This is a genomic window from Pseudomonas sp. EA_65y_Pfl1_P113, assembly GCF_963970525.1.
In the GTDB taxonomy this organism is placed as follows: Bacteria; Pseudomonadota; Gammaproteobacteria; order Pseudomonadales; family Pseudomonadaceae; genus Aquipseudomonas; species Aquipseudomonas tritici.
The window spans coordinates 1-4,171 of sequence record NZ_CAXAQM010000068.1 but is presented as its reverse complement, the minus strand read 5'-3'; the positions used below and the strand labels follow the sequence as shown (position 1 = coordinate 4,171).

Annotated in this window: 4 protein-coding genes and 3 pseudogenes; 5 read left to right on the top strand and 2 right to left on the bottom strand. The window is 50.6% G+C overall.

Annotated features, from left to right (window positions below):
* Positions 1-179, top strand: a pseudogene (locus AACY52_RS28135) (ribonucleotide-diphosphate reductase subunit beta); the annotation flags it as partial.
* Positions 180-527: 348 nt separating this feature from the next.
* Here AACY52_RS28135 and AACY52_RS28130 read toward each other — a convergent pair.
* On the bottom strand, positions 528-761 hold the full coding sequence (locus AACY52_RS28130) for a helix-turn-helix transcriptional regulator (RefSeq protein WP_339561052.1): 234 nt from the start codon (positions 759-761) through the stop codon (positions 528-530).
* Between the two features lie 93 nt (positions 762-854).
* Here AACY52_RS28130 and AACY52_RS28125 point away from each other — a divergent pair, with 93 nt between their 5' ends.
* The 3 genes from AACY52_RS28125 to AACY52_RS28115 all read left to right on the top strand — a co-directional run bounded on the left by AACY52_RS28125 (position 855) and on the right by AACY52_RS28115 (position 2,517).
* Positions 855-1,349, top strand: a complete 495-nt coding sequence (locus tag AACY52_RS28125; protein WP_339561051.1) for a hypothetical protein — start codon at positions 855-857, stop codon at positions 1,347-1,349.
* A gap of 68 nt (positions 1,350-1,417) precedes the next feature.
* Positions 1,418-2,200 (top strand): NAD-dependent deacetylase, encoded by a 783-nt coding sequence (locus AACY52_RS28120; RefSeq protein ID WP_339561053.1) that lies wholly within the window; start codon positions 1,418-1,420, stop codon positions 2,198-2,200.
* Positions 2,197-2,517 carry a hypothetical protein gene (locus tag AACY52_RS28115; protein ID WP_339561050.1) on the top strand — a complete coding sequence of 107 codons (321 nt, stop codon included), beginning with the start codon at positions 2,197-2,199 and terminating at the stop codon, positions 2,515-2,517. Before AACY52_RS28120 ends, AACY52_RS28115 begins: the two co-directional genes overlap by 4 nt.
* 195 nt (positions 2,518-2,712) lie before the next feature.
* Here AACY52_RS28115 and AACY52_RS28110 read toward each other — a convergent pair.
* Positions 2,713-3,246, bottom strand: a pseudogene (locus tag AACY52_RS28110) (amino acid permease); the annotation flags it as partial.
* Between the two features lie 64 nt (positions 3,247-3,310).
* Here AACY52_RS28110 and AACY52_RS28105 point away from each other — a divergent pair.
* Positions 3,311-4,045, top strand: a pseudogene (locus AACY52_RS28105) (IS5 family transposase); the annotation flags it as partial.
* Positions 4,046-4,171: the final 126 nt, after the last annotated feature.

Below are 4,171 nucleotides of genomic sequence, written 5' to 3'. Positions count from 1 at the left end.
ACTACCTCAAGTTCATCGCTAACCGTCGCCTGTCGCAGATTGGTTTGAAAGAAGAGTATCCAGGCACCACCAACCCGTTCCCGTGGATGAGCGAGATCATGGACTTGAAGAAAGAGAAGAATTTCTTTGAGACTCGTGTGATCGAGTATCAGACTGGCGGCGCGTTGAGCTGGGATTGATCCCTAAGCCCCCACTTGTCACGAAGTATTGACACGTTGTCACGATGACTTGGCACAGCAGCTTCCGATTCTTCTAAGCCTGATTTTTCAGGCTTTCGGATCGGGTTAGAGCTTTGACTGAAATAGCGGCAACAAAGCGCTGCAGGACTGAGTTGCGGCTATCTACAGGTTCTGAAAGGGGCGGTAACGCCAAAATATTCACACGAAGACAAAGCGAGCGACGTGGCGTTTTTTGTATGTGGGAATTGACGAAGGGTCGCACGAACCCAGCCAGCATACTGATTTATCGCCGGTGGTGCTTGAGGGCAAAAAAGCTATGTGAAAAAGCCAAGACTTTTTAATGATGCACTATTCGCAAGCCGATATTTTTTCCATCGTCGACTTCACCAAGTCCAAGGGAGAACTATTGAGTGCTGCCGCCAGAGAAAAGATGGTAGCTAATGTCGGTTGGTGATGGCCTCGCTCCATAAGACTCACATAGTTGCGCTGCAACCCAGCCTGGGCAGCTAATGCCTCTTGTGTAACCTTTTGACTTAATCTCGCCTCACGCAAGACCTTACCAAATGCAACTGCGATATCCACTCACCCCTCCTATCAGGAGGGCACTGTGAGGTAGAGCGCTGCAATCGTCTTCACAGTATACTGTGAATATTTCACTAATGAAGGAATCTAGATTTGCCTGAATTGATGATCGCGGTCGTAGACGAGTCAGGACTGGAGGGTCAAGACATCTCAAAGTATTTGGATGGCCAAATCGTTTTAGATCGATTCGAGCATGCAGGGACGCACCCGTTATTCATGATCTTTCATTGGCACCTAAGCTCAACGGGTGCAGATCATAGTGTCTCTATTATGGATAATTATTTTAGGATGCGAGATTTCTCGGCAAAAAATTTGAACCGTAATAATTTTGGAATTGAGAAAATATCAATATTACTTCCTCCGAACGTTGCAAGCGGACGCGGATGGATCGTAGAAGAGTTTGTAGAGGCCGTTATTGAAACGAAGGTTGAGGGCCGCCCCACATACATAATATACAAGACGCTTATGCACTCTTATAAATATCTGCTTTCAGACGTAGTTGAAGCGACGCCTCCCGATCAAAGAGTCATATTCAAAAATCTTCCTTCTCCCTCTCAGAACAGTCGCTGCATCCCAGAGCCAAAATAGGAGGGTCCGTAAATTAGAGTACGCAATAAACTTCAGTCTATTAAAACTCGATTAGTATCTATGAAAAAATTAATGACGATTACGAGCAAGCGGTAGAGGCTCTGATAGAAGCCAAAAACATCGTTGTCTCAACAGGCGCGGGCATTTCACAAGAAAGCGGAATTCCCACGTATCGAGACCGACTCACCGGCTTATGGGCCGGGCACAATCCACAGTATTTGGAAACAGCCAACGCATTTCGCGAGAACCCTCAACTAGTATGGGGATGGTATCTATGGCTTCGGCAGCAGGTCGCAAGAGCGAAACCCAACGCAGGTCATATCGCTCTACACCAGATGGCTGCTCTGGGGCGTAAGTTCACCATCATTACGCAAAACATCGACGACTTGCACGAAAAAGCGGGCTCGAAAGAAGTACTCCACCTACATGGCAGCTTGGCTACACCGAAATGCTTTGAGTGCCACCGGCCTGCCGACCTTTCGCCTGATAACCTACTAGTGACACATTTCGGCGCACGGATCGAGCCACCCAGGTGCAAAAAATGTGATGGAAAGTTGCGTCCTGGAGTGGTCTGGTACGGAGAAGACCTCCCCACTGGCGCCTGGAAGTCAGCGATGTCATTGATTAAAGATTGCGACGTTCTAGTCTCTGTTGGCACATCGGGGATCGTCACCCCGGCCTCGGACCTGCCTGATATCGCGTTTGGGTTATACAAAACGGTGATTCATGTGAACACGATCGATCAGGGTGTGGGCGAACACGAACTCAACGAAATCTCGCTAGTTGGTACAGCTACTGAAGTCCTCACACGGCTATATTCGATGATGTTAAGAGAAGTCCAGACACGATGAAATTGGTCTATGGACGCACGCGACGCACAGTGAAGCCACGCGACTTTTTGGTGAACCTTTCTGGAGAATCGATCAATATAGTGAAAGTCGGAATCGACCACATCAAAGACGACGGCAGCCTCACACTAATTTCCGGAATCCTTAACGTTAAACCAATCCCTCAGGCCATTACCGATGCCACGACGAATGGAGCAATTGATACGTTTGTCAAATGCGGGGCCAACGAGCTGCCGCGCGGTATTCGAATAGATGTTGTAAATCCCACGTTACTTATTGAAGCATGGGAGGTGTATGGCGAGATGATGCGTGGTTTCTAGCCAGTCCCTAGTCAAATCGTTAAAAAAGCTTTTGAGCGCTCCGTTGACGGTTTCATAACCGGACAGGTTCTGTTTTTTGACGCTTAAATGCACATTTCAAACGTACTCAACACCAGCGATAGATAACAATCGTAGTAGGCGGTAGGCAGTATCAACTAGGCCGCAGCGCCCACCGCGCAGCGGCCTTGCAGTGCACTACAGCCTGACTTTCCAGGCATCACCTGCAGGCGCAGTACCATGCTCATAAGGCTTCGCAAGCCACATATAAATAAGCCCCAGCCCAATGACAATGCCAGTGCTAAGTACCATAGCGTAGTCGATATACCAGGCCGCATCTGGCGTACGCGGCCAGGCCATGTTGATCACTGCGGCAACGCCGTAGGCCAGAGCACCAATATTCACCGGCCAACTCCATACGCCCAGGGTGAATTTACCGCTTGGTTTCCAACCCCTGATACGTGCGTACAGTGCCGCGAGCACAATCATCTGGAAGGCCAGGTAAATACCGACCGCAGCGAAGCTTACAATAGTTGCGACCGCATCCTGCAGATAGAAGCCGAGGATGATAATCAGCGCTGGTAAGCCCCCCGACAAGAAGAGCGCGGCAACCGGAACTTGCGTGGCGGGCGAAATTCTCTTCAACAACCGACTACCTATGACCATTTCGTCCCTGGCGTATGAATAAAGCAGGCTTCTCGCCGCGGCTTGTAAGCTGAGGACCATCCCTAAGGAAATCCTGAAAAAGACTTCCTGATTTGGCAAAATCTCCGGACACCAATCGCCGAGCTTTTCAATGAAGCAAATGACCTTCGCCGATGCCGAGTACGCCGGTAAGCGCAAGCAGACCCGCAAGGAATTGTTCCTGATCGAGATGGATCGGGTCGTACCCTGGAAGGGTTTGATTGCCCTGATCGAACCTCATTACCCGACGGGCGAAGGGGGTCGTCCGGCCTATCCTTTGATGGCGATGCTGCGGGTTCATCTCATGCAGAACTGGTTCGGTTACAGCGATCCTGCAATGGAAGAAGCGCTGTACGAGACGACGATCTTGCGCCAGTTTTCCGGTCTGAGCCTGGAGCGGATCCAAGATGAAACTACCATCCTCAACTTCCGTCGCCTGCTGGAAAAGCACGAGTTGGCCGCTGGTATTCTCGGCGTGATCAATGGCTATCTGGGCGACCGTGGCTTGTCGCTGCGACAAGGCACCATCGTCGATGCCACGCTGATTCATGCGCCCAGTTCGACCAAGAACAAGGACGGCAAACGCGACCCTGAGATGCATCAAACCAAGAAAGGTAACCAGTATTACTTCGGTGCCAAAGCTCACATTGGTGTCGACGATGAGTCAGGGCTGGTGCACAGCGTGGTGATCACTGCGGCCAACGTCGCGGACATAACCCAAGTCGACAAACTGCTACACGGTGCTGAGAACGTGGTCTGCGCCGATGCAGGCTATACCGGTGTCGAGAAGCGCGAAGAGCATGCGGGACGCCACGTCATCTGGCAGATCGCAGCCCGGCGCAGTACCGTAACTGATCCATAAACCCCACCTATTCAAAAAAAGGTGAACCGTTCAGGATGCGACATTCCGTTATTTCTTGTGCTTGATATCCACCACCGTTCCTGCCCGTACGTCTTTGATCGGCGAGAGCAG